The sequence below is a fragment of the Bradyrhizobium sp. genome, assembly GCF_035570375.1.
Classification (GTDB): domain Bacteria; phylum Pseudomonadota; class Alphaproteobacteria; order Rhizobiales; family Xanthobacteraceae; genus Bradyrhizobium.
Genome location: NZ_DATMLW010000091.1, coordinates 1 through 3,595 on the forward strand (window position 1 = coordinate 1; position 3,595 = coordinate 3,595).

4 protein-coding genes are annotated in these 3,595 nt (G+C 61.3%); 1 reads left to right on the top strand and 3 read right to left on the bottom strand.

Features of this window, described 5'->3' with window-relative positions:
- Positions 1 to 176: 176 nt before the first annotated feature.
- A complete protein-coding gene (locus VNX23_RS10135; RefSeq protein WP_325629591.1) occupies positions 177 to 953 on the bottom strand; it encodes an ATP12 family chaperone protein in 777 nt (258 codons plus the stop codon).
- A gap of 80 nt (positions 954 to 1,033) precedes the next feature.
- Here VNX23_RS10135 and VNX23_RS10140 point away from each other — a divergent pair, with 80 nt between their 5' ends.
- Entirely contained in the window at positions 1,034 to 1,513 is a 480-nt protein-coding gene (locus VNX23_RS10140; RefSeq protein ID WP_325629593.1) for a hypothetical protein, read from the top strand.
- A gap of 317 nt (positions 1,514 to 1,830) precedes the next feature.
- On the opposite strand, the gene VNX23_RS10145 is transcribed toward VNX23_RS10140, so the two are convergent.
- Both VNX23_RS10145 and VNX23_RS10150 read right to left on the bottom strand, forming a co-directional pair.
- The gene (locus tag VNX23_RS10145) at positions 1,831 to 2,160 is read right to left on the bottom strand and encodes a hypothetical protein (protein ID WP_325629594.1); all 330 of its coding nucleotides are present in this window, start codon (positions 2,158 to 2,160) and stop codon (positions 1,831 to 1,833) included.
- 114 nt (positions 2,161 to 2,274) lie between these two features.
- Complete coding sequence (locus VNX23_RS10150; RefSeq protein ID WP_325629596.1) at positions 2,275 to 3,480, bottom strand: RluA family pseudouridine synthase; 1,206 nt, start codon at positions 3,478 to 3,480, stop codon at positions 2,275 to 2,277.
- Positions 3,481 to 3,595: the final 115 nt, after the last annotated feature.

A 3,595-nucleotide genomic window follows, 5' to 3' on the forward strand; every position in this document is an offset into this window, starting at 1 on the left:
GGTCGCCTTGATCGCCGTCGCTCGCAAGCTGCTCACAATCCTCAACGCCATGCTCAGGACCAAAACGCCATGGCAACCCGCTTGACAGCCAACACAGTCGCTCACCCCAACCCTCTCCCAATGGGAGAGGGGCGCACTTTCGCCGCGATGACAGTTCAACCCAACTTCATCACGCTTTAGCTTCTGAGAGCCTGCAGAATTCTGACCGCGGCCGTGAAGTCGACCAGACGTGCGGCACGTCGTGCCGCCAGCTCCTCATCCACCCCCCATTTTTCCGCGTTCCAGTCCTCCTCGACATGAGCGGCGGCCCAGGCCTTTTCCTCCGGTATCACGCCGTGAAAGAGCGCGAACGCCAGCAGGGCCGAGCCCGTCAACGTCGTGATGACATGCAGCGCCGCGATCGCCCAGGGATCGGACGGCAGCGTCGCGCGTGCCGCGGCAATGGCCTTGTCGGACTGGCGCACATGCATGATGCCTTCGCAGAGCATGAAATGGGCGCCAAGCGAATCCGCCGCCCAGAACAGGATAGGGTCCCAATGCTCAGCTTCCCGCGCCACCAGCGCCTCGGGATGGCCGGCGCGGTAAAACAACAGATCCGAGCCGAGATATTTTGCAACATCGTCGGCCACCGCACCGACCTTGCCGACCACGCCCTGAACGACGCTGTTGGCAAAACGGGTCGCCGGCATGCTCACGGGGTCGATGATCTCGCCTTGCGCGTTCCATTCAGTTGCGATCATCTCCGCGATGGCGCGCGCGGGCACGATCAAAAGCCTTCCCGCTGGCGTCTTGATCGGCTTGCCGTCCAGCGTGATGGAAAATCCGCCCTCGCCCTCGGCGATGGCGGCATTGGCGTAAAAGCGTTTGCGCTGCGGCATACGCGCCGAGCGCCGCGCCGCCTCAAGCGGATCGGCCGCAGGTTGTCCTGTCACTTCGTCAAACAGCTCACGCATTTCCCGCACCAGCTCTTGGTCGCATTCTTCTGCGCTGTGTTATCTCATGGTACGCTGCAGATAAAGCGAGTATGCATGCGATGTCCAAAGCATCGGCGATGATCGTGGTTCCGCTGGCAGGCCTTCTGCTTGCCGGCGCGAGCCTGTCCGGCTCCCAAGCCGGATTTCGCTCGCCGGAATCGCTCGTGCGCAACCTCTATGCCTATTATGGCGACCGCTCATCGGAGCTGTCGAGCGGACTGCCGCGCGACGCCGATACCGCACGCCAGTTTTTTGACCAAACCCTGCGCGAAGCCTGGCTTTCGTCGCGAAAGGCACCTTATGATTTTCTGGTGCAGAGCCCGACCTGGAAATTAGGCGCGATTTCGATCTCGATCCTGCGCAAGCAATTCGACAAGACCTACGTCGTCGCCTCGTTCGATAACCAGGGGCGCGCCGTCATCATGAATTTCGTTCTCGTGAGCGGACCCGACGGCTGGGTAATCTACGACGTCGAAAGCCCGCACGATTCCTTGCGCGCGTTCCTGGCGCAGTACAAAAATCAGGGTTTGAACCGATAAGATATCGACGGAGTTTTAGCACCCCAATGCGCGGCACCACGACAAAAGATAAACTCAGGATAACGGTCGGGGCCGCGGTCGCTCTGCTCATCGTGGGCTGGCTCGTCGCGCTCGCTATCGCAACTTTATCGGTTCACTAAGTGAGATGGGGTTTGGTTGAATCGCTTCTGCAGCGGACTCGATTCACCTCTCCCCGCTGGGGAGAGGTCGATTTGCTCCTGGCGATGCCAACGGGTCGCGCTAACGCCAGACGTCGCGGTTACAGCGCAACCGAATTTCGATGGTAGAATCGGCGCGGGATGGGGATGAAACCGCAATCACCTGTCGTTGGCGCAGGCGCGCGAATAGGCTTCGCGTTCGGCCGGACCAAGTCCGCTGGCTGCGGCCTCATCGAGACAGGTCGAGACGCGATCGCTGAAGGAAGGCCGCGGCGACACCTGATAGCTTGGGCGCGCCACCGCATCCAATTGCGGTATTTTCGGCACCTCGATCTTGGGCGGGGGCGGAGGCACTATCGGCGCCGGATTGAATTGCGACCCGCCCGGCGGAATGAACTGCACCTGGGCTGAGGCCGCATCTGTGGCGAACAGCGACACGGCCAACACACCGGCCATCGCGACGGGAGTAATGATGAAAATCCGCTTCATGGAGGCGTATGTCGTGATGTCCCTGAAAGGGCGCAAGTGTGGTGAATTTAACATTCGCTTTACTATCGCCGGCTTGAATCCTTGCGGCGAAAAGTAAATCCGGAACGGCTGTTGTTAATCTTCAGGCGCGTTTTCGATCGGATCGAAGCGGTCGGCTTCCAGCCCCAACAGGTTCCAGGATTGCAGCATGTGTGGCGGCAATGGCGCGGTGACGTCGATCACGCCGCCGCGAGGATGCGGTATTGCGATCCGCCGCGCCAGAAGATGAAGTCGTTTCTGCAAGCCACCGGGCAACTCCCAGTTTTCCTTGTTGAAATATTTGGGATCACCGACGATGGCATGATCGATATGCGCCATATGCGCGCGCAGCTGATGGGTTCGCCCGGTGACCGGTTTCAGCGATACCCAGGCGAGCTTCTGGGCCGAGGTTTCCACCACCGCATAGTAGGTGACGGCGTGACTTGCCCCCTCGTCGCCGTGTTCGGCGATCCGCATGATGGAGTCTTCTTCGCTCTCATCCTTGGCGAGAAAGGTCGAGATGCGGCCCTGCTTCGGCTTCGGCACGCCGGCCACCAGCGCCCAATAGATCTTGCGCGCCGAGCGATGGCGGAACGATCCGGTCAGCGCGGTTGCGGCAAATCGTGTTTTGGCGACCAGAAGGCAGCCAGATGTTTCCTTGTCGAGCCGATGCACCAGACGCGGCTTCTGCCCCTTCGCATCGCGCATCACTTCCAGCATCTGGTCGAGATGGCGCGTGGTGCCGGAACCGCCCTGCACCGCCAGTCCAGCTGGCTTGTTCAGCACCAGCACGTCGGCATCTTCATAAAGGATCATTTCCTTGAGCGCCGCGAGTGTCTTTGCCGCGGCGTCCGAGAGCGATCCGCCGCCCCCCTTGGGCGCATCGAGCTTCAGTGGCGGAATACGAACGCTCTGGCCTTCCTCCAACCGGTCCTTGCTGTCGGCGCGCTTGCCGTTGACGCGCAACTCGCCCTTACGAACGATGCGCTGGATGTGAGAGAACGACAGCCCCGGAAAGCGCGCTTCCAGAAAGCGGTCGACGCGCATGTTGTTCTCGTCCGCCGTCACGACCACGGTCTGGACCTTGATGGGCAACGGCGCCGGTTCGGCTATTTCCTTCGCGGGCTCGGCCTTGAACGGCTTCGCCGCATGGGGCGCAGGTGTCGCAAAGCGTGCCCCGGGCTTGCCGCCGGGACGGTGCCCCTTAGAGCGTTCGGCTTGCGAGCCCCGGTAGGGCCTCGCGCCCTTCGGGCGATCACCTGCGTTGCGCTTGGGAAGAGGTTTTCGGGTGCGGCGGCTCATATCGGTTGCGGTTCCAGGTTAAAGCGTTGGGTAGCGTAAAAGCCACGGATCGTCACGGCGAAATGATCACAAATCCTGGCCGGATCGGTCATGTTCCGCGACCGGTAGATCAGGG